The 23,977-nt window shown below is 70.3% G+C and carries 28 protein-coding genes; 6 read left to right on the top strand and 22 right to left on the bottom strand.

Annotation, left to right across the window (positions count from 1 at the left end):
* Window positions 1-30: 30 nt before the first annotated feature.
* Window positions 31-1,197 carry a TerD family protein gene (locus OO52_RS08120; protein WP_030642484.1) on the top strand — a complete coding sequence of 389 codons (1,167 nt, stop codon included), beginning with the start codon at window positions 31-33 and terminating at the stop codon, window positions 1,195-1,197.
* A gap of 93 nt (window positions 1,198-1,290) precedes the next feature.
* Here the strand turns inward: OO52_RS08120 and OO52_RS08115 are convergent, their stop codons facing one another.
* Window positions 1,291-1,863, bottom strand: a complete 573-nt coding sequence (locus OO52_RS08115; protein WP_030642482.1) for a TetR/AcrR family transcriptional regulator — start codon at window positions 1,861-1,863, stop codon at window positions 1,291-1,293.
* Window positions 1,864-2,013: 150 nt separating this feature from the next.
* On the opposite strand from OO52_RS08115, the gene OO52_RS08110 reads away from it, so the two are divergent.
* The gene (locus OO52_RS08110) at window positions 2,014-3,462 is read left to right on the top strand and encodes an MFS transporter (RefSeq protein WP_030642480.1); all 1,449 of its coding nucleotides are present in this window, start codon (window positions 2,014-2,016) and stop codon (window positions 3,460-3,462) included.
* Between the two features lie 132 nt (window positions 3,463-3,594).
* Here OO52_RS08110 and OO52_RS08105 read toward each other — a convergent pair whose 3' ends face one another.
* Together OO52_RS08105 and OO52_RS08100 are read right to left on the bottom strand one after the other, a co-directional pair.
* On the bottom strand, window positions 3,595-5,046 hold the full coding sequence (locus tag OO52_RS08105) for a PhoX family protein (protein WP_030642478.1): 1,452 nt from the start codon (window positions 5,044-5,046) through the stop codon (window positions 3,595-3,597).
* Window positions 5,047-5,234: 188 nt separating this feature from the next.
* Window positions 5,235-6,662, bottom strand: a complete 1,428-nt coding sequence (locus OO52_RS08100) for a hypothetical protein (RefSeq protein ID WP_030642476.1) — start codon at window positions 6,660-6,662, stop codon at window positions 5,235-5,237.
* A gap of 265 nt (window positions 6,663-6,927) precedes the next feature.
* Here OO52_RS08100 and OO52_RS08095 point away from each other — a divergent pair, with 265 nt between their 5' ends.
* A complete protein-coding gene (locus OO52_RS08095; protein WP_030642474.1) occupies window positions 6,928-8,763 on the top strand; it encodes an endonuclease/exonuclease/phosphatase family protein in 1,836 nt (611 codons plus the stop codon).
* Between the two features lie 97 nt (window positions 8,764-8,860).
* On the opposite strand, the gene OO52_RS08090 is transcribed toward OO52_RS08095, so the two are convergent.
* The 4 genes from OO52_RS08090 to OO52_RS51420 are packed head-to-tail and all read right to left on the bottom strand — an operon-like array spanning window position 8,861 to window position 10,705.
* A complete protein-coding gene (locus OO52_RS08090; RefSeq protein ID WP_030642472.1) occupies window positions 8,861-9,394 on the bottom strand; it encodes a DUF3618 domain-containing protein in 534 nt (177 codons plus the stop codon).
* The gene (locus OO52_RS08085; protein WP_030642471.1) at window positions 9,391-9,810 is read right to left on the bottom strand and encodes a phage holin family protein; all 420 of its coding nucleotides are present in this window, start codon (window positions 9,808-9,810) and stop codon (window positions 9,391-9,393) included. Before OO52_RS08085 ends, OO52_RS08090 begins: the two co-directional genes overlap by 4 nt.
* 53 nt (window positions 9,811-9,863) lie before the next feature.
* Window positions 9,864-10,559, bottom strand: coding sequence for a hypothetical protein (locus OO52_RS08080; protein WP_030642469.1), 696 nt, complete (start codon window positions 10,557-10,559; stop codon window positions 9,864-9,866).
* Window positions 10,556-10,705 (bottom strand): hypothetical protein, encoded by a 150-nt coding sequence (locus OO52_RS51420; protein ID WP_167347900.1) that lies wholly within the window; start codon window positions 10,703-10,705, stop codon window positions 10,556-10,558. Before OO52_RS51420 ends, OO52_RS08080 begins: the two co-directional genes overlap by 4 nt.
* A 167-nt stretch (window positions 10,706-10,872) precedes the next feature.
* Between OO52_RS51420 and dapA the strand changes: the two genes are divergently transcribed.
* Window positions 10,873-11,772, top strand: coding sequence for a 4-hydroxy-tetrahydrodipicolinate synthase (dapA, locus tag OO52_RS08075; RefSeq protein WP_030642467.1), 900 nt, complete (start codon window positions 10,873-10,875; stop codon window positions 11,770-11,772).
* 186 nt (window positions 11,773-11,958) lie between these two features.
* On the opposite strand, the gene OO52_RS08070 is transcribed toward dapA, so the two are convergent.
* The 11 genes from OO52_RS08070 to OO52_RS08030 form a co-directional block, all read right to left on the bottom strand.
* Window positions 11,959-13,206 carry a tyrosine-type recombinase/integrase gene (locus OO52_RS08070; protein WP_030642465.1) on the bottom strand — a complete coding sequence of 416 codons (1,248 nt, stop codon included), beginning with the start codon at window positions 13,204-13,206 and terminating at the stop codon, window positions 11,959-11,961.
* On the bottom strand, window positions 13,206-13,409 hold the full coding sequence (locus OO52_RS08065; protein WP_420711383.1) for a helix-turn-helix transcriptional regulator: 204 nt from the start codon (window positions 13,407-13,409) through the stop codon (window positions 13,206-13,208). The genes OO52_RS08070 and OO52_RS08065 overlap by 1 nt, the downstream gene beginning before the upstream one ends.
* Window positions 13,410-13,411: 2 nt before the next feature.
* Window positions 13,412-14,785 (bottom strand): replication initiator protein RepSA, encoded by a 1,374-nt coding sequence (gene repSA / locus OO52_RS08060; protein WP_030642462.1) that lies wholly within the window; start codon window positions 14,783-14,785, stop codon window positions 13,412-13,414.
* A complete protein-coding gene (locus OO52_RS08055; RefSeq protein WP_030642454.1) occupies window positions 14,778-14,963 on the bottom strand; it encodes a hypothetical protein in 186 nt (61 codons plus the stop codon). Before OO52_RS08055 ends, repSA begins: the two co-directional genes overlap by 8 nt.
* Window positions 14,964-15,048: 85 nt before the next feature.
* Window positions 15,049-15,363, bottom strand: a complete 315-nt coding sequence (locus OO52_RS08050) for a hypothetical protein (protein WP_030642452.1) — start codon at window positions 15,361-15,363, stop codon at window positions 15,049-15,051.
* A gap of 16 nt (window positions 15,364-15,379) precedes the next feature.
* The gene (locus OO52_RS49500) at window positions 15,380-15,538 is read right to left on the bottom strand and encodes a hypothetical protein (RefSeq protein WP_106971953.1); all 159 of its coding nucleotides are present in this window, start codon (window positions 15,536-15,538) and stop codon (window positions 15,380-15,382) included.
* An 11-nt stretch (window positions 15,539-15,549) separates the two neighbouring features.
* Window positions 15,550-15,741, bottom strand: a complete 192-nt coding sequence (locus OO52_RS08045; protein ID WP_030642450.1) for a mobile element transfer protein — start codon at window positions 15,739-15,741, stop codon at window positions 15,550-15,552.
* 22 nt (window positions 15,742-15,763) lie between these two features.
* The gene (locus OO52_RS08040; RefSeq protein WP_030642448.1) at window positions 15,764-16,432 is read right to left on the bottom strand and encodes a DUF2637 domain-containing protein; all 669 of its coding nucleotides are present in this window, start codon (window positions 16,430-16,432) and stop codon (window positions 15,764-15,766) included.
* On the bottom strand, window positions 16,432-16,590 hold the full coding sequence (locus OO52_RS51415) for a hypothetical protein (protein WP_167347899.1): 159 nt from the start codon (window positions 16,588-16,590) through the stop codon (window positions 16,432-16,434). Before OO52_RS51415 ends, OO52_RS08040 begins: the two co-directional genes overlap by 1 nt.
* A gap of 82 nt (window positions 16,591-16,672) precedes the next feature.
* Window positions 16,673-18,028 (bottom strand): FtsK/SpoIIIE domain-containing protein, encoded by a 1,356-nt coding sequence (locus OO52_RS08035; RefSeq protein ID WP_030642446.1) that lies wholly within the window; start codon window positions 18,026-18,028, stop codon window positions 16,673-16,675.
* Between the two features lie 2 nt (window positions 18,029-18,030).
* Window positions 18,031-18,387 (bottom strand): hypothetical protein, encoded by a 357-nt coding sequence (locus OO52_RS08030; protein ID WP_030642445.1) that lies wholly within the window; start codon window positions 18,385-18,387, stop codon window positions 18,031-18,033.
* Window positions 18,388-18,543: 156 nt separating this feature from the next.
* Between OO52_RS08030 and OO52_RS08025 the strand changes: the two genes are divergently transcribed.
* Both OO52_RS08025 and OO52_RS08020 read left to right on the top strand, forming a co-directional pair.
* Entirely contained in the window at window positions 18,544-19,275 is a 732-nt protein-coding gene (locus tag OO52_RS08025; RefSeq protein WP_030642443.1) for an XRE family transcriptional regulator, read from the top strand.
* A 27-nt stretch (window positions 19,276-19,302) separates the two neighbouring features.
* On the top strand, window positions 19,303-19,773 hold the full coding sequence (locus OO52_RS08020) for an NUDIX hydrolase (protein WP_030642440.1): 471 nt from the start codon (window positions 19,303-19,305) through the stop codon (window positions 19,771-19,773).
* On the opposite strand, the gene OO52_RS54185 is transcribed toward OO52_RS08020, so the two are convergent.
* From OO52_RS54185 to dapD, 4 genes are all read right to left on the bottom strand, one after another.
* Complete coding sequence (locus OO52_RS54185) at window positions 19,761-20,690, bottom strand: HDIG domain-containing metalloprotein (protein ID WP_324608277.1); 930 nt, start codon at window positions 20,688-20,690, stop codon at window positions 19,761-19,763. The genes OO52_RS08020 and OO52_RS54185 overlap by 13 nt on opposite strands.
* 406 nt (window positions 20,691-21,096) lie before the next feature.
* Complete coding sequence (locus OO52_RS50720) at window positions 21,097-21,684, bottom strand: hypothetical protein (protein WP_158712479.1); 588 nt, start codon at window positions 21,682-21,684, stop codon at window positions 21,097-21,099.
* Between the two features lie 138 nt (window positions 21,685-21,822).
* Complete coding sequence (locus OO52_RS50715) at window positions 21,823-22,620, bottom strand: DUF6414 family protein (protein WP_158712478.1); 798 nt, start codon at window positions 22,618-22,620, stop codon at window positions 21,823-21,825.
* 349 nt (window positions 22,621-22,969) lie between these two features.
* On the bottom strand, window positions 22,970-23,956 hold the full coding sequence (gene dapD, locus OO52_RS08005) for a 2,3,4,5-tetrahydropyridine-2,6-dicarboxylate N-succinyltransferase (RefSeq protein ID WP_030642430.1): 987 nt from the start codon (window positions 23,954-23,956) through the stop codon (window positions 22,970-22,972).
* Window positions 23,957-23,977: the final 21 nt, after the last annotated feature.

Raw genomic sequence — 23,977 nt, 5'->3', positions numbered from 1 at the left:
GGTGTCGTTCGTTCTCCCGGCATGACAGCTATGACCCCTGGCTCGAACATCCCTCTCCCGGCCGCGCGCGTGACGGTGGACGTCTCCGCTCCGGTGCGGCTCGACGTGTCGGGCCTGCTGCTCACCGGCGACGGCAAGGTGCGCTCCGACGACGACTTCATCTTCTACAACCAGCCCACGGGGCCGGGCGTGACGTACCGGTCGGGTGGCGGTACGGCGCCGGACGCGGTCACGGTCGACACGGCCGCCGTACCGCCGGAGATCGAGAAGATCGTCGTCACGGCCAGCCCGGACGCGGCCGGCCAGACGTTCCAGGGCATCGAGCCGACGGCCACGATCCGGGAGGCCGACGGCGGCGCCGTGCTGGCGTCGTTCACCCCGCCGCAGCTCGGCAGTGAGACCGCGCTGGTGGTCGTGGAGATCTACCGCCGGGGCGGCCAGTGGAAGGCGCGGGCCGTCGGGCAGGGGTACGCCAACGGGCTCGCGGGCATCGCGACCGACTTCGGCGTGACGGTGGAGGAGCCGGCCGCCGCCCCCGCGGCTCCGCCGCAGCCCGTCGCCGCGCCCGCCGCCCCGCCGCAGCCGGTGACCCCGCCGCCCGCTCCCACGCCCGGCGCCGGGAAGATCAACCTGGACAAGGGCCGGGTCAGCCTGCAGAAGAACCAGACCGTGTCCCTCATCAAGGGCGGCCGGCCGCTGCTCTCCCAGGTGCGGATGGGTCTCGGCTGGGAGCCGGCGTTCCGTGGCAAGGACATCGACCTGGACGCCTCGGTCATCGCCTACGGCCCGCAGCGCAACCCCATCGACAGCTGCTACTTCGGCAAGCTGACGATCCTGAACGGCGCGATCCGGCACTCCGGGGACAACCTGACCGGTGAGGGCGGGGGCGACGACGAGGTCATCACGGTCGACCTCGGCCGGCTGCCCCAGGAGGTCACCGGGCTGGTCTTCACCGTGAACTCGTTCTCGGGCCAGAAGTTCACCGAGGTCGCGAAGGCGTACTGCCGGCTGGTCGACGCCTTCTCGGGCGAGGAACTGGTCCGCTTCGACCTCACCGGCGCGGAGCCCCGGACCGGCGTCCTGATGGCCAAGCTCGTCCGCCAGTTCTCCGGGGAGTGGGACATGACGGCGATGGGCGAGTTCGTGAAGGCCCGCACCGTACGGAACATGGTGGATCCGGGGGCTCGCGCCCTGTAGTGCGGTGGGGAGCCCGAGCTGTGCCGGGGACTCGCCGTCGTCCTGACGGCGGTCCCCCGGCCGCAGCTCCGCCACGGCCGGGCAACCACCACCTCAGCCGGCCCGCAGCCCCTCGGTCAGCAGCCCCAGGTAGCGCCGGATCTCCCCCTCGCCCACTCCGGCCAGCTCCGCCGCCGAAGCCACTCCGTGGGCCAGGCGCAGTACCTCGATCGGCTCCACGTCCCGCCGCAGCGCGCCCTCCGCCTGCGCCGCCTCCACGAGCCGGGTCACCGCACTCTTCACCACGGTCCCGCACGCGGTCAGCGCCGCCGCGCTGCTCTGCTCCGTCACCGCCGAGCTGAGCAGGGCCTTCATCCCCCGCACCTGAAGGGTGCGGACCGCCAGCTCGTACAGCCACTCCATGAGCGCCTCGCCCGGCGGCCGTTCCGCCGCCAGCTCGTCGGCGCGCGCCCCGAGCGCCTCGATCCGGTCGACGTACGCCGCCTCCAGCAGCGCCTGCCGGGTCGGGAAGTGCCGGTAGAGCGTGCCCGAACCGACGCCCGCACGCTTGGCGATGTCGTCGAGTGACGCGTTCTCCCCGTGCTCGGCGAAGGCCTCGGCCGCCACCTTCAGCAGCCGCTCGTAGTTGCGCCGGGCGTCCGCGCGCATGGGCCTGCCCTGCGTCATCCACTCACTCCTTGCAAAACCGGGGACCCTCTCCGTATCTTATCGAGCATTAAACGGAGACAGTCCCCGCTTACGTCGCAGTCCTTCGCGGGCAGCTCACCCCTGCCCGGAAATCAGCGTGCCCGGGGACGCCCAGACCGGGAGACCGCCATGTCCACCCCGTCCGCACCGTCCGCCTCCACGACCACCGCACCCTCCTCCGCCGAGGCCGCGCCACCGGCGCGGCTCGGCACCACGCTCCTCGTCATCGTCACCGCCTACCTGATGGTCGGCGTCGACTCCACCGTCGTCAACGTGGCGCTGCCGGACATCCAGCGCGGACTGCACTTCAGCCGCACCGGCCTGTCCTGGGTCCTCAACGCCTACACCCTGACCTTCGGCGGCCTGCTGCTGCTCGGCGGACGCGTCGGCGACCTCCTCGGCCGCCGTCGCACCCTGACCTCGGGCGTCCTGCTGTTCGCCCTGTCCTCCCTGCTCGGCGGCCTCGCCACCGACGGCGCCTGGCTGCTCGTCGCCCGCGCGGCGCAGGGTCTGGGCGCGGCCCTGATCGCCCCGAGCACCCTGGCCCTGATCACCACGAGCTTCCCCGACGGCCCGCGCCGGCACCGCGCGCTGAGCGTCTACTCCTCCATGGCCGGCATCGGCGGCTCCGTCGGTCTGGTCCTCGGCGGCATGCTCACCTCCTGGGCCTCGTGGCGCTGGGCGCTGCTCGTCAACGTGCCCATCGGCCTCGCCCTGGCCCTCGCCCTGCCCCGGTTCGTCCCCGAGACCCCGCGTCACACGGGCCGGTTCGACCTGCCGGGCGCGCTGACGGGGACGGCCGGCACGACCTCGCTGGTGTACGCGTTCATCCGGGTCTCGCAGGGCGGCTGGGGCGACACGCGGGCGCTGCTCGGCTTCGCCGCGGCGGCCGTCCTGCTCGCCGGCTTCCTGCTGGTGGAGTCCCGCGCGGACCAACCGGTGCTGCCGCTGCGCCTGTTCGCCGACCGCGACCGGGCCGGCGGGTACGCGAGCATCCTGCTGCTGCCCGCGGGCATGTTCGGCGCCTTCTACTTCCTCACCCTGTTCGGCCAGCAGGTGCTGGGCTACAGCCCGCTGCGCGCGGGCTTCGCCTTCCTGCCGATGACCCTGGTGATGTTCACGACCGTGCGGCTGGTCCCCCGGCTGCTGGCCCGGTTCGGCACCAAGCCGGTGCTGCTGACCGGCATGTCCCTGGCCGCGCTCGGCACCGGGTGGCTGGCCCGGCTGGAGCCCGGGGACGGCTACGCGGCCGGGCTGCTCGGGCCGCTGCTCCTGGTGGGCCTGGGCCTCGGTCTGAGCTTCATGCCGCTCAACGCCACGATCCTGTCCGCCGTCGCCCCCAGGGACGCGGGCGCGGCCTCCGGACTGCTCCAGACCCTGCAGTGGCTGGGTGGCACGGTCGGCCTGGCGGTCCTGGTCACGGTGTACGGCACGGCCACCCGGCACACCACCGGCTCCCCCGGCGCCGTCCTCACCCACGGCGCCGCCCACGCCTTCGCCGCCGGTGCCCTGATCACCCTGGCCGCCCTGCTGCCGGCGGCGACGGTCCTGACCGGCCGCCGCGATCCGAGGAAGTGACGGCGGCCGCGCGCCGAACGGTGCCTGACGCGGCACCCGAAGACGCGGGGCCCGTTCCCACGGCCACCCGCACGGGATCACTCCCGGAGGGGGCCGCGGGAACGAGCCCGCGCATCAGTCACCGAGCGGAGCTCAGTCGCACTTCTGGCGCTTCCAGGGGCCGGTGATGGCGAGCATGATGCCGGGCGTCTGGATGTTGGCGAAGAGCGTCTTGCCGTCGGGCGAGAAGGTCACACCGGTGAACTCGCTGTACTCCGGCGCCTCGGCGGTGCCGATGTTCAGCTCGTTGCGCGCGATCGGGTAGGTACGGCCGCTCTCGGTGGCGCCGAACAGGTGCTGGACGCCCTCGCCGTCCTCGGCGATGACCAGGCCGCCGTACGGCGAGACGGTGATGTTGTCGGGACCGTCGAAGGCGCCGTCCTTCGCCGGGTCCGGGTTCACGCCGAGCAGCACCTTCAGCGTCAGCGTGCGGCGCTTGGGGTCGTAGAACCAGACCTGGCCGTCGTGCTGGACCGGGCTCTCCTGGCGGGCGTAGGAGGAGACGACGTAGACACCGCCGTCGCCCCACCACATGCCCTCCAGCTTGCGGGCGCGGGTGACCTGGCCGTCGGTGAACTGCTTGCGCACCGAGACGGTCTTGGCGTCACGGTCGGGGACGTCCACCCAGTCGACGCCGTACACGGTGCCGATCTTCGTGGCCCGGGACAGGTCGTCCACGAACTTGCCGCCGGAGTCGAAGCACTTGAACGCCTGGAGCACGCCCGCGTCGTCGGCAAGGGTGCGCAGCTTGCCCCGGCCGTGGCGGAAGCCCTCCGGCGGGGTCCAGCGGTAGAACAGGCCGTTGGGGCCGGAGGCGTCCTCGGTGAGGTAGACGTGCCCGCGCTTGGGGTCGACCACGACGGCCTCGTGGGCGTAGCGGCCCAGGGCCTTGATGGGCTTGGGCTCGCGGTTGGCCCGGCGGTCCTCCGGATCAACCTCGAAGACGTAGCCGTGGTCCTTGGTGAAGCCGTTCTTGCCGGCCTTGTCCTCGGTCTCCTCGCAGGTCAGCCAGGTGCCCCAGGGGGTGCTACCGCCCGCGCAGTTGGTGGCGGTGCCGGCGATGCCCACCCACTCGGCGACCTCGCCGCCGCGGCGGACCTCGACGACGGTGCAGCCGCCGGCCGCCGCCGGGTCGTAGACCAGGCCCTCGGTGAGCGGCACCGGGTACGGCCACTGGGCGCGGGCGCCGGCCAGCTCGTGGTTGTTGACCAGGAGGGTGGTGCCGCGGGGGCCCTCGAAGGTGGCCGTACCGTCGTGGTTGGACGGGGTGAACTCGCCGGACTCCAGCTTGGTCTTGCCGCTGTAGGTGATGATCTTGTACGAGAAGCCGGCGGGCAGGGCGAGGATGCCCTTGGGGTCGGCGATCAGCGGGCCGTAGCCGACGCCGCGGTGGCCCCCGTGCGCGGACTCGGCCTCGGCGCTCTCGGTGTCCGTGGCGGCGAGGGCGTTCGGCGCGGTGGCGAGGGCGCCGACGCTGCCCGCCAGGGCGACCCCGGCACCGGTGATCGCGGATTTTCTGGCGAAGTCCCTGCGGGTGAGCGACATGGTGTCTCCTGTGACGACGGTGGTAGTGCCGTGGAGGGTGGGGGGCCTCGGTTCGGCGCACACGCTCCCGCCCACTTGTGAACGCGAGTTGAACGCCGGGCTACTTCACCGGTCCTTGTTCAAGAATCCGTACGCACCACCCCATCGCCAGCAAAAGGCACCAGCCGGGCCCGCGACCGGCCGTCCTCTCAACCCCCTTGCTGGGAGCGCGCCTTGAACGCCGCCTTCCGCGCCTGCTTGGCCACCTTCTTGTCCGGGTGCAGCCGCCCCATCGCGTCCAGCACCTCGGCGGTGGCGGGGTGCTCCACCCGCCAGGCCGCCGCGAAGAACCCGCTGTGCTGTGCGGCCAGCCCCTCCACGAGGGCCTGGAGCTCCGCGGAGTTGCCCTCGGCCGCCAGCTGCGCGGCCAGCGTGTCGACGGTCAGCCAGAACACCATGTCCTCGGACGGCGCCGGCACCGCGGCGGCGCCCCGCTCGCTCAGCCAGACCCGGGCGAGCCCGCCCAGCTCGGGGTCGTCCAGCACCTCGCGCAGCGCGGGTTCGGCCTCGGCGCCGACCAGCGACAGCGCCTGCTGGCAGCGGAGCCTGCGCAGCGGGGCCCCGGCGTCCGCGCCGCGCGCCGCCGCCAGCAACTCGCGTGCGGCCGCGAGCGGTTCGCGGCGGGCCAGCCACTGCTCGGTCTCGGCCCGGGCGGCGGACTGGCCGAACCGGGCGGTCCCGTCGAGCAGGACGTCGGCGCCCTTGTCGGCCAGGTCGCCGACGGCCGGCGCGTCGAACCCGGCATCCAGCAGCCGCGCCCGCAGCCCGTACACGCCGAGCGGGGTCAGACGGACCATGCCGTAGCGGGCGACGTCGGTGTCGTCCACGGTCGCGGCGGGTTCCTCGTCGGTGTCGGCCATCAGCGCCTCGTCCACCGGCCGGTAGGCCACGAGTCCGACCGGCTCCAGCACCCGGAACTGGTCGTCCAGCCGCATCATCGCGTCGGAGACCTGCTCCAGGACGTCGTTGCTGGGCTCGCCCATGCCGTCGGGCATGATCATGGAAGCGGCGAGGGCGGGCAGCGGGACGGTGCCGTCGCCGGGGCCGTCCTCACTGACGGTCAGCAGGTAGAGGTTGCCGAGGACGCCGTCGAGGAACTCAGCCTCGGCCTCCGGGTCCCAGTCGAGTGACGAGAAATCGACCTCGCCGCCCTCGTCCAGCGCGTCGACCAGGTCGTCCAGGTCGGGGACGGTCGCGTCGGCGATGACGGTCTCCAGTGCGGCCAGCCACACGGTGAGCACGTCCCGCGGGGAGCCACCGGTGAGCAGCTCCAGCTCCGCACCGGCCCGGACGGTGCCGGCCTCCTCGTCCACGATCTCGACCAGACCGGCGTCCACGGCGACCCGCCAGGCCTCGCTCGCGTGGGCGGCGGCGTCGTCACCGGTCAGTCCGAGCAGTTCGACGGCGGCCGGCAACTGCTCCTCGACCAGCCCGCCGCCGGCGTCGACGCGGGTGCCGGGCCCGGCCCAGCGGGCGAGCCGGGCCGCGCGGGAGAGCAACGGCGTGGACAGCGCGGCGCGCGCCAGCTCCGCTTCGGGATGCAGCCGTACGGGCGGCAGGGGGGAGCTGTCTGACATCGGCTGGTTCTCCTCGGACCGTGAACGGGCTCAGCCGCTCAGCCTAGACGGATTTCCACCCATGCCGCCCGGTTCATCTCACCGTAAGCAGTCGTCCATGGCCGAAACCTTGACAACTCCCCGGGCCAGGCAGGAGATTGACGCGCGTAGAAGTTGGGGGGACAACTGTTCACTCGGCTCTATGCGTGTGACAGAGGGCTACGGCCTCCACACGCTCCCGTTCCACCCTCGTCCCGGCGCATCGTCACGTCCCCGGAGGGATCCCTTGCCGAGCAGGTCTTCCGCGCGCCTCGCCGCGCTCACCGTCGCCACCGTCTGCAGCGCGGCGGCGGTCAGCCAGATAGTCGCCCTCCCCACGCCCGCGCACGCCGACTCGGTGCGCGTCCACGACATCCAGGGCACGACCCGGACCTCCCCGTTCGCCGGGCAGAAGGTGTCGGACGTGCCCGGCATCGTCACGGCCACGCGCACATACGGCTCCTCCAGGGGCTTCTGGATCCAGGACCCGACCCCCGACGACAACCCGGCCACCAGCGAGGGCGTGTTCGTCTTCACCAGCTCCACGCCGAAGGTCGCGGTCGGTGACGCGGTGAAGGTGACCGGCACGGTCTCCGAGTACGTCCCGGGCGGCACCTCCTCCGGCAACCAGTCGCTGACGGAGATCAGCAAGCCGGTGATCACCACCGTCTCCACCGGCAACGCGGTCCCGGCGCCGGTCGTCGTCGACGAGAACGCGGTGCCGGACGCGTACGCGCCCACCGGCGACGCCGCCGCGGCCAACTCGATCAACGGCCTGCCCCTGGACCCGTCGGCGTACGCGCTGGACTACTACGAGTCCCTGGAGGGCATGAACGTCCAGGTCGCCGACGTCCGCGTGGTCACCGCGACCGACCCGTACAGCGAGCTGTGGGTCACCGTGAAGCCGTGGGAGCACCGCAGCCGCCGCGGAGGCACGGTGTACGGCTCGTACGACTCCCAGAACACCGGCCGGCTCCAGATCCAGTCGCTGGGCTCGACCGCCGACTTCCCCGAGGCGAACGTCGGCGACACCCTGGAGGGCACCACCACCGGCCCGCTGGACTTCAACCAGTACGGCGGCTACACCCTGGTCGCGAGCGAGCTCGGCACGCTGCACAGCGCCGGGCTGGAGCGCGAGACGACGCGGAAGCAGTCGGCCCGCGAGCTGGCGGTGGCCACGTACAACGTCGAGAACCTCGACCCGTCGGACGCCACCTTCGACCGGCACGCCTCCGCGATCGTGCACAACCTCCAGTCGCCGGACATCGTGTCCCTGGAGGAGATCCAGGACAACAACGGCGCCAAGGACGACGGCACGGTCGACGCGGACCAGACCGTGACCAAGCTGATCGACGCGATCGTCGCGGCCGGCGGCCCCCGGTACGACTGGCGCTCGGTCAACCCGGTCAACGACCAGGACGGCGGCGAGCCCGGCGGCAACATCCGCCAGGTGTTCCTGTTCAACCCGGAGCGGGTGTCCTTCGTGGACCGCGCGGGCGGCGACTCCACCACCGCGGTCGGCGTCACCAAGGTGCAGGGCAAGGCCCGGCTGACGGTCTCGCCGGGCCGGATCGACCCGGCGAACGCGGCCTGGAGCAACAGCCGCAAGCCGCTCGCGGGCGAGTTCGTCTTCCGCGGCAAGACCGTCTTCGTGATCGCCAACCACCTCAACTCCAAGGGCGGCGACCAGGGGCTGACCGCGCAGTACCAGCCGCCGGTGCGCAGCTCGGAGATCCAGCGGCACGCCCAGGCGACCGCGGTGAACGCGTTCGTCAAGGACATCCTGTCCGCGCAGAACAACGCGAACGTCATCGCGCTCGGCGACATGAACGACTTCGAGTTCTCCGGGACCACGCAGATCCTGGAGGGCGACGGCGAGCTGTGGTCGGCGATCAAGTCGCTGCCGAAGAGCGAGCGCTACACCTATGACTACCAGGGCAACCAGCAGGTCCTGGACCAGATCCTGATCAGCCCGGCGATCCGTCGCGGCTGCGACTTCGAGTACGACAGCGTGCACATCAACTCGGAGTTCAACGACCAGATCAGCGACCACGACCCGCAGGTGCTGCGGTTCCGTCCGTGACACGACGGCGGGACCGTGCCGGGCATCGCGCCCGGCCGGTCCCGCCGTCCCGTGCTCACCGACAGCGACTCACCGGCAGCGGATCACTGGCAGCGGATCACTGGCAGCGGTCGATGCGGCGCCAGATCACGGCGGCCCCGACGAGGGCGGCGCCCGCCGCGCCGATGATCAGTGCCGGCCGGGGGTGGCGCATCGCTGCGCCCATGGCGGACCGCACCGGGCGCGGCACCCGCACGTCGTGCTCCATGGTGTGACCGGTGTGGGTCGCCCGGTCCCGCAGGGCGTGCCGGCTGTGCCCGGCCCGTTCCTGCACCAGGTGCCCGGCCTTGGTCATCCGTTCCTGCGCGGTGTGGCCGACCTGCGCGGCGCGGTCCTGCACCAGGTGGCCGGCCTTGGCCGCCCGGTCCTGCACGCCGTGCCCCGCCTGGGCGGCACCGGCACGGAGCTGGACGGTCATGGCGCCGGCCTTGTCCCTCAGGTCCGCGGCCCGCGCCCGGGCCCGGCCCTTCACATCGGCCCGGCCCACGAGCTGGGCGACGGTGTCGCCGAGCTGGCTCCGGGTGTGTTCGATCTGCCGCCGTAGCTCGTCGGGGCCCTTGGCGCCCGAGCCGTGCGGGTTCCTGTGCGTCATCGGTGTGCCCTTTCCCTGATGGCGTCGACGTCCGCCCTGACACTGCCGAGCGTCTTCTCGGGCGCGGGCGGGGCAGCGCGGCGCAGCTGGGCGCGGCCGGCCGCGGCCAGCAGGCCGGCGACGGCGAAGAACACCGCCGCCACGATCAGCGCCGCCGCCCACACGGGCAGCGCCAGGGAGAGGGCGGCGGTGGCCGCTCCGGCCAGGGTGATCAGCCCGACGTAGCCGACGGCGCCGGCGGCGCCCAGCAGGCCACCGCCGCGTCCGGCCCGGCGTCCTTTCTCGGTCAGCTCCTCCTTGGCGAGGGCGACCTCCTGCCGCAGCAGCCGCGAGAGCTGTTCGGTGGCCCGGCCGACGAGTTCGCCCGTGGAGGGGTGCCCGTCGGCCGCGGGCCGGGTGTGCGGGGTCACGGTCACGGTGTTCCGCCTCCTCTCAGTGCGGAACCTCCGGGTACCCGGGCCGAAGGTCGTTAGCCCTGCCCGGCGCCGCCGGGCCCGTGCTCGCCGAGACGCGCGAGTTGGGACTGGAACCAGTCGAGGCGGGCCTGCAACAGGGCAGCCTCCGCCACCAGTTCGGGTACGCCCAGTTCACCGCCCGCTGTCAACTGGACGGCCGCGGGTGCCGTACCGCCGGCGCCCGCGATCACCCGGAGCCCGTGCCCGGCCAGCCGGGCGAACCCCGCGAGCGGGACCGACGTGCGCCCGCGCACGCAGCCCGCGCAGACGGGTGCCAGGACCCGCCAGCCCGGCCGGCCCCAGCCGGCGTCGGCCAGCGCGACGGCGCCGGCGCCGCAGCCGCAGGGCCCGGTCGTGGCCGTGCGCACCCGCTGCCGGGCGTAGCGGAAGCCGCGTTCGAAGCGGATGTAGGCGCCGAGGACGGAGACCTCCAGCAGAACGGCCGCGCGGTGGTCGGCGGTGCACAGCAGGGCCTCGGCCGCCGCCCGGTCGTGCACGCAGTGGAAACCGCAGTCGCACCGGCGCGCGGGCGAGCGGTGCCGGAAGCCGTAGACGCAGGAGGCGTCGTCCAGGACGCCGTACGGCAGCGCGCCGCCGAGCGACACACCGGTGAACCCCGCCCGGGTGCCGTCCTGGGACAGCACCGGGTGGGCGATCTTGTAGCCGGTCGGCGGCTCCGTCGGGCGTTCCGCCGGGAGCCGCAGCCTCATCGGGCGGCCGGGACCTCTTCGCGGGCCGGCTCGGCCGGTTCGGCCGCGTCCGTGCGGACGGTGTCCTCGGTGACCTGCGGCTTCTCCTCCCGGACGAGCGGCCGCTCCTCCGCGACCCCGGTGGCCAGTGCCTTGCCGAGCTTCATGGTGCCTCCCATGACGGACGTCGGTGACCCTCCGGCCATAGTGACCCATGAGGTGCCGAGTTGGACACAGGGCCTCCGCCCCCACCCCCGAGTCATCAGAAACACTTACCGATACCTCGTAGAAGAATTAAGTAGAGCTTCACAGATGTGCTGCCGAGACTACTCCCATGACGAGTACCCGTGGGCCCGCTCCCTTCGGCCGCACCCTCTGCGCCATGATCACGCCCTTCACCGAGGAGGGCGCCCTCGACCTGGACGGCGCCCAGCGGCTGGCCGCGCACCTGGTGGCGCGGGGCTGTGACGGTCTGGTCCTCAACGGCACCACCGGCGAGTCGCCCACCACCACCGACGAGGAGAAGGCGCGGCTGGTCGCGGCGGTGCGGGAGGCGGTCGGCGACCGGGCCGCACTGGTCACGGGCGTGGGCACGGCCGACACCCGGCACACGGTGGAACTGGCGCTGGCGGCCGGGAAGGCGGGCGCCGACGGTGTCCTGGTGGTGACGCCGTACTACAGCCGGCCCCCGCAGGAGGCCGTGGCCGCCCACTTCCTCCAGGTCGCCGACGCGAGCGACCTGCCGGTGATGCTCTACGACATCCCGGGCCGCACCGGCACCCGGATCGAGCCGGACACGATGATCCGCCTCGCGGACCATCCGCGGATCGTGGCCGTCAAGGACTGCTCCTACGACTTCCTCGGCACCCTGAAGGTGCTGGGGCGTACGGAGTTGGCGTACTACGCCGGGTGCGACGAGCACGTACTGGCGCTGTACGCGGTCGGCGCGGCGGGCTGTGTGAGCACGGTCGCGAACGCCGTACCGGACCGCGTCGCCGCGATCCTGGCCGCGTTCGACGCCGGCGACACCGCCGGCGCGGCCGGACTCCAGCGGGCCGTGACCCCGTTGACCGAGGCCATGATGGGCGCCGGTCTGCCCGGCACGGTCACCGCGAAGGCCCTCCTGGCCCGCCTCGGCCTGCCCGCGGGCCCGGTCCGTGCGCCGTTGCTGCCCGCCGACCGGGAGACAGCCGACGGACTGCTGGCGGTCTACGAGGCGCTCACCGCGGGCTGATACGCGCGGCGCGTTCCGAAGGGGGACGGGGAACCGCGCGGCCGGCCACGACGGCGCCGGGCACCCCTGACCGCACGACGCGGCACCACCCGCATGACCAAGCGCCCTCCACCCCACGGTGAAGGGCGCTCCGCCGGACGCGGTGCGTCAGTTGTGGCTGTTCTGATTCCGGTGCAGGTCAGGAACCTAGCTTTCCCCCTGGGCCGTCTCGGGGCCGTCCTCGATGCTGTCGGGGTCCCGGAAGACGCGATCCACGGCGGCCCGGGTCCGTGCCTCGCTGTTCGGCATGAGATGGGTGTACGTCCGCAGGGTGAAGCTGGGGTCGTGGTGGCCGAGGTACTCGCTCAGGGCCTTGATGCTCTCCCCCGCGTCCAGGAGCACGGACGCGTAGAAGTGGCGAAGGGCGTGCATGCCGTTCTCGCGTCCGAAGGGGATGCCGGCGGCCGTGAGCGCGGGGCGCCACACATAGCGGTTGAAGCGAGTGCGGTGCAGGGCCACCGCCCTGTTCCGGGCATTGGAGAACAGCAGCGAGGCCGTCACCGGCGGGCCGTCCGGCGTCTTCCACGGCAGCGTGACCTCGACCGGCTCATGCTTGGTGATGTGGGCGGCCAGCGCGAAGGCGACCGTCTCGGGCAGAGGCACACGCCGTTCCTTGCCGCCCTTGGGCGGGCCGAAGACCGCCTGTGTGCCGCGCAAGAGCTTGACCTGCCGGACGACGTGGACGATACCGCCGAGGAAGTCGACGTCTTCGAGGGCCAGGCCGAAGATCTCGCCTTGCCGAAGGCCGCACCCAGCCCCCAGGGACACCATCTCTCGGTAGGCATCGGGCAGGGCATCGTGTACGGCCATGACACGCTCGACCGACCATGGCTTGACCTTGCGCCCGTCGAGGGACGGCGCCCGGACCGATCGCGCCCGGCAGGGATTCTCGACGATGATCCGGTCCTCCACGGCAGCCGTGAACACGGCGGACACGTTGGCGAAGATTGATCTCCGGTAGGACGCCGCGCGGCCCGTGGCCTCCAGCTCCCGCATCCATATGCGCAGGTGCGAGGGACGGAATGAGGCCATCGGTCGATCACCGAGATACGGAAGGGCGTGAACCCGGAGACGGATCTCGACACTCTCTCGGGTCACCGGGTCGATGGTGAGTGCCGCCATCCACTTCTTGGCGTACTCACCGAAGGTCACGGAGCCCGCAGCCGGGTCGATGTATCGCCCCTGCGACATGTCCGCTTCGATGTTGGCGAGCCACTGGTCCGCCTTGCGCTTCTGCTTGTCCGGGAAGCTCTTGGACTTCTCGGAGCCGTCCGGCGCGATGTACCGGGCGCGGTAGCGGTGGCCGACGCCGTATCGGTCGGTCTTGACCCGGACGGTCTTGCCGTCGGGGCCGGGGACGCTCTTGTACCAACGGTCTTGGACGTGTCCGGCCATTACGCGGCGGCTCCTTCTTCCATACGGGATTTCACCCAGGCGCGGACGTCTTCAGGGTCGTAGCGGAGGTGCCGGCCGACACGGAAGCCGCGGGGGCCGATGCGCTTGCGGCGCCACTGGTAGACGGTCTCGACGCTGGGCAGCTCGAACAGTTCGACCAGGTCCTCGGGCGTCAGGTACCGGTCGGGCAGACGTGTCGCCACGATCACCACTCACCGTCCTCTGGCAGCGCGGCAAGTGCCTCACGGGCGGTTTCGCGGTTCAGTTGAAGGTCGCGGGCGATAGTGGCGGCGAGGACGGATTCGCCGGGGGTGTGGCCGTGGCCGGCGTACTGCCAGTCGGCCAGGACCAGGACGGTGTCCGGCTCCTGGTCGCCGAGGCCGAGGACTGCCTGCTCCTGCGCGGCGCGATAGTCGGCACGGGCCTGGCGGAGAGCACCGAGGGTGGTCGAGTAGCGGCGGGACTTCGAGGAGAAGTGGCCACGGAAGCCGAGCATGTGAGCCCAGGCCCACAGGCGCCGGTCCGGATACAGCGGGTCGAGCAGCTTGCAGGCCTCGATCAGGCGGCGGGTGTGCTCGGGGACGCCGTGGCGGTCGAGTTCAGAGAGTTCGCCGATGCGGCGGTCGAGCGTGCCGGTGTTCTCGGCGGCCTTGGTGGCGTACTTGGCGACGTAGGAGGCGACGGCCTGCTCAGTGATGTCGGAGCCGTCCCCGAAAGCCTTGACCGGCCGTACGTCGAGCTGTCGGCCCCAGCGGAAGGTCCGGGCTGGTTGGTCGGCGACGGCCGGGACGGAGACGGAGGTGTAGGAGTGCGTGGCAGCGGCGCGGATCGCGTCGGAGAGAACGTCGACCGTGGCCCAGGTGGGCGGCGGGGTGTCCGGGCCTTCCGGTCCGTCGATGCGGATCACGGCATGGAAGTGCACGGCACCCCGCTTCTGGAACTCGGCAACCTTGCCGTAGGACAGCCGGGCGCACTCCTTCAGCTCCCGCTGTGAGAGGCCGGCGCGGGCGGCGATCTCACGGCGGAGCCGGTTGGTGAAGCGCTGCCAGAGCTGTCCGGCGTGGTTGTTGAACAACGCGGCGCCCGCGTAGTCGTACGTCTCCGGGTCGAGGGCGGTGCCGAGTGTGGGGGCGTCAGCGGTGTGGCGGGTGCCGCAGCGGCAGACGCCCCGGGCGGGCCGGTTGTGCACACGGCCGAACGAGGGGGCGGTGAAGGTGGCGAAGACGCGGGGATGGTCGCGGACGGTGGCGGGGATGTCACGGCGGTCGTCCCCGGCGAGTCCGGCGCGGATGAGGTGGTAGGTGTCGCCCGCGTAGGTCCAGGCGCAGGACGGGCAGCGGGAGGCGCGGCGGTTGCCGCAGGCGAGGCGGAGCCGTCCACCGGGTTCGCCCTCGGTGGAGTAGTGGTGCAGGGTCTCGCCGGTCGTCTTGTCCTTGTGCAGGACCCAGCCGGTCAGGTGGATGGGGTCGGCGCAGCCGCCTGTGCGGCGTATCTGCTCGTGCCAGCGGTGGTAGTCAGCGGCCGAAGCCACCCTCAGCAGGTCGCCGAGGGTGGCACGGTCGAGCAGCTGCTCAGGCACGGGCGCCCTCCGGGAAGCGGCGGGCGGTGACGGTGCCGGTGCCCTGGCAGGCCGGACAGTGGGCCGTGACGGTGCGCAGGTGGCCACGGTGGTCCCGGCCGCCGAGGGTGACGGCGACGGAGGCGAAGCCGTCGCAGGCCGGGCAGATCCTCGGCGGGGGCGGGGTGCGGTGGTCCATGACGGTGGTTCCTTTCGATCGCGGTTGGAAGGAACGGCCCGGGGTGGCGCGTGCTTGGCGGTTTGTGCGTCGCTCCTGGGACCGTTCAGCGGCGGTGCTGCGAGGTGATGAGTGAGCGGATGACCAGGGCGCAGACGGCCACGGACGCGCCGGTGACGGCGACGGCCAGGAGCATCGAGACGAGTACGGCGCCGACGACCAGGACTACGGCCGTACCGCCGCCGACGAGGGCGAGGACGGCGCCCGGGGTGAGCTGGACGGTGGGCCGGGAGGGGACCTGGACGGCCTGGGCCGGGGCGGGAGTCGGGTGGTGCTGGTCCACGGTGGTCGGCTCGATGACGGCAGTCGAGGAAACGAGGCCGGTCGGGGTGGGCATGGTCGGGAGCTTCGGGCGGAGCATGGCGGTTCTCCCTTCGCTACTTGGTGAGGGCGGTGTCGATGGCGGGGGCGAGGACGCTGTCGGCGAGGAGGTAGCCGCCGAGGAGGAGGACGGTGACGAGCCACCAGGGCGGGCGGAGGAACTTGACGCCGAGGTAGCCGACGACGGCCAGGGCGAACCAGAGCGGGACCTGCATGGCGGTGTCTCCTAGCGGACGCGGCAGCGGTGGGTGCGGGCGGCGAGCTGGGCGGCGGTCTGGCTGGAGTAGTCGGCGGACCAGCCGCAGCGGTCGGCGGTGCACACGGCGGCGTGTTTCGTCTGGCCGTTGCGGTCGCGGTGGGTGCCGATCTGCACGGGGCCGATCCGCATCACGGAGTGGAAGTTGTCGCGGGCGGGCATGGCGGCTGGTTCTCCTTCCGGGTCAGGCGAGCTGGGCGGCGATGGCGTCGGCGAGGTGGGGCGGGACGCCGAGGTGGGCGCGCAGGGTGTCGGTGTCGATGGGGGCGCCGGTGCGGTCGCGGTAGTCGGCGGCGACCTTGCGGGCGTGGTCGATGAGAACGGCGGGAACCGCGGGCACCGGGTCGGCGGGCGGAAGCGCCGCAGGTTCCTCCACGGGGGCCGGGGCGGGCTCCGGGTCCGGGACGAGTTCGGGAGCCGGTTCGTGGTCGTCCGCGATCTCGGGTTCCGGGGCCAAGGCGGGTGCCGGCGGTTCGGCCGTCGGTTGCTTGGCGGAGTGGGCGAGGAGGGTGCCGCCGAGGAAGGCCAGGGCCGGCCATCCGGCGATGCCGAGGCGGAGCAGCGCGGGCGGGTCGGTCAGGTCGAGGAATCCGGCGGTGGCGACGTTGGCACCGAGCGAGGCGAAGAGGGCGATGAGGAACCAGCACCAAGCCAGGCGGGACGGGCCCTCGCTGCGGAGCCGTCGCCAGGCGGCGACCAGGAGCAGATCTACGGAGACGGGGTAGGCCCAGGCCTTCCAACCGTCCTGTCCGGCAGCGGCGGCCAGGTCGTGCAGGTGGGCAAAAGACAGCGCTCCGGCGATGACGGCCTGGACCAGGACGGCATCCACGCGCAGGGCGTGACGGGTGGCCATCAGGACTCCCCACCGGTCGGCGGCTGCGGGAGCGAGGCGGCCAGGGACGGACTGACGGCGTCCACGAAGTCCAGGTCGGCGCCGATGGTGTCGGCGTAGAGGGCGAGTTGGCCCAGGAGCAGGACGGTCCGGGCGAAGTCCTCGCAGTCGGGGCACATGACGGGGGTTCTCCCTTCAACAGACATGGCGGGGGTAGGGACCTGGCGCGAAGGCGGTCGCGCCGACCGGGGAGCGGAGTAGTTACGCCGTGGCAGGAGCCGTCTTGGACAGCGGCACTGCGGTTGCAGCGGGAGCGGTCGGCTCGGGCCGGAAGGGGGCCAGCTCGGGCAGGTCCGGGGTGCGGTCGGCATGCCGGTTGCAGGTGTTGACGGCCTGCCGGAGGGAGGTGTGCGGGGCGCGGATGCGGTGCCAGCCGCCGGTGGAGTCCCCGGCGATGGCAAGGCCGCGCAGTTCTGCGGGGATCTGGATGGCGGCGAGGACGGCGTCCGGGGAGATGTCGCCGAAGGCCATGTTGGCGGATGTCTCGTCGTTGACGCGGTGCGCGGTTCGGCCGGTGAGCTGGGCGCGGAGCATGGTGATGCCCTTGCCGAGTTCGGAGCCGAAGCGCTGCCCGCAGATTTCGAGGTAGATGCCGGCCGCGCGGCCGAGCTGAGCGAGGCGGGCCAGCGCGGTGATGATGCGGTCGCGCCGCTTTTCCTCGTCCTTGCTGGCGAACAGGGCCAGCTCGGCAACTTCGTCGACCAGGACCACGACCGGCACTGGTCGCAGGTGGTCGGGCAGGTCCCAGATGTCGGCGGCTATCTCGGCGTCCGGCACGGCGGCGGTGATGCGCTGCTCAGCCCGGATGAGCTGGTAGATCCCTTCCATGCGGGACACGAGCGCATCAAGCAGTTCGACGGCGGTGTCGGGGTTGTCGGCGAGGGCGGAGAACCGGCGGGCCAGCGGGAACAGCTCCACCCCCTGCTTGCAGTCGATGCCGACCAGGGCGACGTCCATCGGGGCGAGCCCGGCAACCAGGTTGCGCTGATAGACGGACTTGCCCGACTCGGTAGCGCCAAGGGTGAGGGCGTGTGGGACGGCGCGGTAGTCGCGGTAGTGCACCGACCCGTCCTCGCGCAGGGCGACCGGGACCCGCATCGGCCGGGTGTCGACCTTGGCGGGCATCTGCACCCGCTTGAGCACGTCGTAGCCGGTCATCCGCACTTCCACGACACCCGACCGCACCTCACGCGAGGTGACGCCGTACATCGAGAAGGAGTGACGAAGCCGGTCCGAGGCGGCGGCGACGTCGAAGGCGTCCTGTCCGGGCCGCAGTCCCAGCCGCAGTACTAGGCCGGTTCGGGTCGGGCGGAAGCGCAGGATGCGCGGTGGACGGGACTCCGGAACGGGCCGGTTGGTGACCCGGGCCAGGGTCAGACGCCAGCACGAGGGCGGGACCGTCAGCCCGCACGCGTCCATGACGGAGGCGTAGCGGACCAGAACCCGCAGGCTTGCCAGGGTGACACCGAAGGTCATCCAGTACCAGGCGGGGCGCCGCCACCGCAGGAGACCCGCAGCGGCGACGACCAGCACCAGAGCGACCGTGAACGCGGCCATGATCAGGCCGCCTTGGAGTTCGCGGCAGTAGCAACCAGGGACGTGACCGCGACGGCGCGGAAGGCGATGCCGTGCCTCTTCTGGCCGTTGAAGTCGTTCTCCCACGGCCGGGCGATCAGGCCCGTGAGCGCGACCGGGGTGCCCATGGTCAGTTCACCGGAGATGCCCGGCTCGGGAACGGTGATGGACAGGATCTCCACCTCGTCGTTGGCCGCGAACATCACGTCGACGGTCATCAGCTTCGCGCCGGTCTCGACGTCGGTGGCGATCTCACCGGTACGGCGGTCCTTCACCTTGGGCTGCGGGGGCTTGGCAACCATCACGGTCGCGGCGGAGGTGTCCACGGGAATCTGACGCATCCTCTGTCTCCTGATGAGGTGGGTTCTTGACCGACGTCCCGTCGGTGAGATCAGGAGACCGCGAGATGGGGTGGACGCATCACGGTCTCTATGGACGTTTAGGGACGTCTGAGCTACCGTCAAAACGTCCCTACAGGTTCCTGGGAAGGGCACACCATGGCGAACGAGCGTTTACGTGCAGCGATTTCGGCGAAGGGCGAGACGATCCAGTCCGTTGCCGAGCACGTCGGAGTAGACCCAAAGAGCGTCGAGCGCTGGATCACCACCAACCGCACGCCCCACAGGGGGCACCGATGGAAGGCCGCGAGCTTCCTGGGGGCCGATGAGGTCTACCTGTGGCCGTCAGCCGAGAAGCAGGCCGAGAAGGCAAGCGCGTCCGAGCTAATCACGTACTACCCGCACCGTGGTGCGGTCCCTGCCCCGCTGTGGTCGTCTCTGATTGAGCAAGCGACGGATCAGATCGACATCCTGGTGTACGCGGGGCTGTTCCTCTTCGACAGCCACCCGGACCTACCCGACCAGTTGGCCGACAAGGCGAAGGCCGGCGCGCAGGTTCGGATCCTGCTGGGCGACCCTGAGTCCGAGGCTGTTCGCCAGCGTGGTGAAGAGGAGGGCATTGGTGACGACCTCGCCGCGCGAGCCCGAATCACTCGCCGATACCTGCAGCCCGCCATGTCGACGCCCGGCATCGAGGTACGGCTGCACGACACGATCCTCTACAACTCCATCTACAGGTTCGATGAGGACGTGCTGGTGAACCCCCATGTGCTTGGGGCTCCCGCTGGGCAGAACCCGGTGATGCACTTCAAGTACCTGCCGGGAGCGCGCACGTTCCGGCACTACATGCGAAGCTTCGACTACGCATGGGAGCAGGGCCGGACGGCGTAGCAGGGCACGGCATGCGACGCTGAACGCATGGCACGTGTCGACTACTTCAACGATCCGAACGCCCCGAAGGCGAACAGTCTCGTCCCCTCCGTGACCGCCGTGGCCCGCAACGAGGCCGGAGAAGTCTTGCTGATCCACAAGACCGACAACGATCTGTGGGCCCTGCCTGGAGGCGGTATTGACCTGGGCGAGTCAGCCCCCGACGCGGCGGTACGCGAGACCAAGGAAGAGACAGGGTTCGACGTGGAGGTAACCGGCCTGGTCGGCATCTACACGAACCCCGGACACGTCATGGCGTACGACGACGGCGAAGTCCGCCAGCAGTTCTCCATCTGCTTCCACGCCCGCATCGTTGGCGGCCAGCTGCGGACGAGCAGCGAGAGCAAGGAAGTGGCGTTCGTCGACCCGGGCAAGCTGGACGAGCTGAGCATCCACCCGTCGATGCGCATGCGGATCGAGCACGGATTGGCCGACCGGACCGAGCCTTACATCGGCTGAGGCTTACTGGAGCGACCGCCCGGCAGATGCCGGCGCAGCAACCGGATAGCAGGGGCGTGGTCGTAGTACTCGGCTACCTGGAGCGGCGTCTCACCAGTCGCGTCGGGTAGTTCCGGGTCTGCGCCGTATGCGAGGAGTACCGCCGTCGTTGCCACGGTGTGCGGATCACCGCTCTGCAGCGCGACATCGCCCTCCGTCCCAATCGCGTGCGTCAGCGGAGTCGCACCGTTGCCTTCATCGGGGTCTGCGCCGGCATCCAGCAGTCGAGCCAGTAGTTCCACGTCCTGGTGTTCCACCGCGAAGAGCGTCGGAGGCCACCAGCCGCTTCCGTCGATGATCGACCGTTGACTCGGCGGCAGTGACATGAACGCTGCGATCCGTCGTTGGGTGCGCTCCACCGCAGCGCCGAGGTATGGGCGCGCTTTGCTGATTGCGTTGTGCACTTCACTGCCCGGTTCGTAGCGGACCAGGATCTCGTCAATGCGGGTGTCGAAGTCGAAGGGCTGCCCGGCGGGGCCGGTCGTCATGTCAGCAAAGATCAGGGCGTCGAGGACCGGGGAGTCCTCCCGCTCGTAGACGGCCAGCTCTGCCGACAGCCCGCGCTGCTCTGCCTCGTACACAGCGCCGGAGTGATGGGCGACCAGTCGCACCAGGCGCGCCGGCGCACCCAGTTCTTCCAGGTGACGGGCGCCGTCTAGGGGATGGAACCCGGTGTCACGAAGTTCGGGGGCGTAACCGATGTCATGCAGCCAGGCTGCGGCGACGAGGAGGCCCCGATCAGCCTTACGCACAGCCGCGGCAGCCTCTTGAGCACGAGCAGCCACCGCCTGAGTGTGCAGCCAGCGGTTCCCGAGCTGAGGAAGCAGAGACTCAGCGAGTGCAGATGCTCCCTGAGGCGTGTCCAGTGCAGAAGGCATACCCGGAACGGTAGTCGAGACGCGCGGTGAGCCGACAGGGCCACGATCGAGCGATGCTGATCGCGGGTGCGGTACAACTTTCCCTACTTCATCAAGGCCCGCGCACGGCGCGGGCGCGCGCCGCCTCTGCGGCGCGGCCTGCCTCCTGTCTTCGCCCCGGCTGGCCGCGCCCGGCGGCGCGCTCGGCGGCTGCGGGCATGTCGTGGGAGAAACCCTCTGTGGCTGGGGCGGTCGGCTCCACGGCTTTAGGCAGCCAATTTGGCGCGAGCCTCGAAGATCATGGCCCAAGATCGGGCACTAACGGGCAGGCTCACAAACCTGCCCGATCCGCTGGCTAGCGTAATGGGCCATGATCACTCGCGCCAAATCAGCTCCAGCCCAAAGCCGCTCCACCGACCTCTTACTCCTAGGTTATGCGACGTCTCCGGACTCTTGAAAATCCACCTCTGTTACGCCGGAGATACTCCGAGCGCCACTCCAGAAATCTCCTATGCCATTCAGTATCTGACTGCTCTTGATCGCCAATCATCAGCCAGGCACGCGCCGCCTCCAACCCTGCTCTTTCCTGATCGAAAACCAGATGCAACACCTGATCTTTTTCTGGGGGCAGCGAATCGCCACGAAGGACAGCAGATAAGCATTCGTAAGAATCATCGACGAACACGTTTACAAGATAGCCTTCGCTCCAAGCGGGCCTCCGCCGCTGCTGAACCCACGCGCTACTGATGAGCAAGGCGTTTCTGGTTATGCGCTTCCGTAACCGTTCATCGCGCAACAAAGCCGCATCGCTTATCAAGCTGCGCACAGTCGGGCGAGAGGCTTCAAGTACTTCCCTATCACCCGCCTCCCGGAGCTCGACTAGTTTCTCGCGCATTGTAGAGATTCGATTGCGATCTTCCCTATGAAACTCATACCTCAACGCAAGTGTCTGCTGCGCCCAATGCACGAGGTAGCCGAGGAAGGCGGTGAGGAGAGGAAGAATCCACTGTGCCATGCACAGCAGTGTGCCGGTCCAAACCGCGACCAGTACAGCCTTCAGGCACAACTTGCACCAAAGGGACCGTCAGCTCACGGTTCGCGCCAGACGCGTCTGAGCGAGGCACGCGCGTCATGCTCTCGACGGGCTCGATTCCTACCGATAGATCGCAAGAATGTCCAGCATTAGTGCGGGCCCTTCGAGATACTGGTCTGCTTCGTTCGGCTCAGGGCGCCGACGCTCTAGTGCTCGACGCTGATCGCGACTGAGTAGGTTTGAACCGGGGAGAGCCAGAAGCGGTTTCCACTTACCCTGTTCCCACCGATTAGATACTTTGCCGAACACTCTGGCACGGCCTTCAATATCAGAGCGCACGTACTGATCGTCAAGCTGCCCAGCGATATGCCAGTTAGAGTCGTCAAATTCACCGACGGCGATAACCTTTCCACCAAAAGCCCCCAGGAAGCCTCGCATGGCTTCCCTTTCCCGCCTATCTGGCAAGCCGTCGGCAGCGCTAGGGTCAAATACACTTACAAAAGGAAGCAGGCTCTCAAGCTGACTCAATGCGTCTGCCATGCCACCACTGGAGGCAAGGGCTTTAACCGTCTCGGGTATGTAGACCTCGCATTCCACATCGAAGACAGCGCCGATGCCGATCTCAGAGAAGTCCACGTCTGGATCGGCGACATCGATCCATGCGGCGATCTCAGGTTCCGCCTGGCAGAGTTCAAGAAGGCGCTCGAACTTCGAATTCGGAGAGTCTGAATAGGTAGCCGACTCTTCGGTTTGCCGGGACCCCCCGACTTTAGCGCTAACAACCTTAGCGCTCACGCTACCCTCCGCATTACGCCCAGAAAGATTCTTGCGTTCGATCGAATCCCGAACTCCATCTTCGAGGCCGCTGAGGTATTCGCTCAGCGTGGCAGTGTCCAAGTACATGAAGCGTCGCAGCATACGCGTCATGGTATGCCTACAGGTGCATCTGCGGGCCTGGCTTCTTGAGAAATGAGGGAGGAGGGCGATTGTCTCAGTGTGGACCTCTGCTGCCCCCGGCCAGACAAGCACCCAGCAGCGTCCCGGAGGTCGGGGCTTCATCCCGAACCGCACGACCCGCCAGGGCTCTTAGCAGACCGATCGGCTCACAAGCCGATCTCGTTCGATGCTCACGCACGAGCGCCCTTCCGGGCCGTGCTCGGGCCGTGGAAGGGCGCTCAATGGTGACCAACGTCGACAGGTGCCGACAGCTCGGCAGCAGGTCAGGGCGTTGATCGATTAGGCGGCCGCAGGTCACGGCCGCCGGTGATCAGTTGTGGCTGTGCAGGATGTCGTTCAGGCCGCCCCAGACCGCGTTGTTCGGGCGGGCCTCGACCGTGCCGGTGACCGAGTTGCGGCGGAACAGGATGTTGGAGGCGCCGTTGAGCTCGCGGGCCTTGACGATCTGGCCGTCGGGCATGGTGATGCGGGTGCCCGCGGTGATGTACAGGCCGGCCTCGACCACGCACTCGTCGCCGAGCGCGATGCCGACGCCCGCCTCGGCGCCGACCAGGCAGCGCTCGCCGATGGAGATGATCACGTTGCCGCCGCCGGACAGGGTGCCCATGGTGGAGGCGCCGCCGCCGATGTCCGAGCCGTCGCCGACCACGACGCCCGCGGAGATCCGGCCCTCGACCATGGAGGTGCCGAGGGTGCCGGCGTTGAAGTTGACGAAGCCCTCGTGCATCACCGTGGTGCCGGCCGCGAGGTGCGCGCCGAGGCGGACCCGGTCGGCGTCGGCGATGCGCACGCCCTTCGGGGCGACGTAGTCCGTCATGCGCGGGAACTTGTCGATCGAGGTCACCTGGAGGTGCAGGCCCTCGGCGCGGGCGTTCAGGCGCACCTTCTCGATGTCGTCCACGGCGACCGGGCCGAGCGAGGTCCAGGCGACGTTGGCGAGGTGGCCGAAGATGCCGTCGAGGTTCTGGCCGTGCGGCTTGACCAGGCGGTGCGAGAGCAGGTGCAGGCGCAGGTAGACGTCGTGGGCGTCGAGCGGCTTCTCGTCCAGCGAGGCGATGACCGTGCGGACCGCGACCACCTCGACGCCCCGGCGGGCGTCCGGGCCGGTCGCCGCGGTCGCGCCGCCGCCCAGCAGCTCGGCCGCCTGCTCGGCGGTCAGCCGCTCGGTGCCGGCCGGACCCGGCTCCTCGACCAGCTCGGGGGCCGGGAACCAGGTGTCGAGAACGGTGCCGTCGGAGGCGATCGTGGCGAGGCCGGCGGCGACGGCGCCGGTGGTACGGGTTGCAGACTCGGTCATGGGAGAAAACCTAACGTGGGC

The organism is Streptomyces flaveolus, from assembly GCF_000716535.1.
GTDB lineage: Bacteria > Actinomycetota > Actinomycetes > Streptomycetales > Streptomycetaceae > Streptomyces > Streptomyces flaveolus_A.
The sequence above is the reverse complement of the archived record's forward strand: the minus strand, read 5'-3'. Positions and strand labels throughout refer to the sequence as shown.